Origin of the sequence: Jatrophihabitans lederbergiae, from assembly GCF_031845305.1 — a bacterium.
Classification (GTDB): domain Bacteria; phylum Actinomycetota; class Actinomycetes; order Mycobacteriales; family Jatrophihabitantaceae; genus Jatrophihabitans_A; species Jatrophihabitans_A lederbergiae.
On sequence record NZ_JAVREH010000260.1, the window covers coordinates 1 to 255 of the forward strand.

At 65.9% G+C, this 255-nt stretch carries 1 protein-coding gene; it reads left to right on the forward strand.

Features of this window, described 5'->3' with window-relative positions; genetic code table 11:
• Positions 1–255: VIT1/CCC1 transporter family protein (locus tag RM423_RS25200; protein WP_396327888.1), on the forward strand; the 255-nt coding region annotated here is incomplete at both ends.

The window sequence follows — 255 nt, forward strand, 5'->3', positions numbered from 1 at the left end:
GACGAGCCACATGCGCAGAGCACCGCGGGCAAACTGAACTGGTTACGAGCCGCCGTTCTCGGTGCCAACGACGGAATCGTGTCCGTTGCCGGGATCGTCGTCGGAGTGGCTGGGGCCACCTCCTCCCGTGGACCCATTTTCACCGCCGGTCTCGCCGGACTCGTCGCCGGCGCCGTCTCGATGGCGCTGGGTGAGTACGTGTCTGTGAGCAGCCAACGTGACAGCCAAACCGCGCTACTCGCCCAAGAAGAGCGG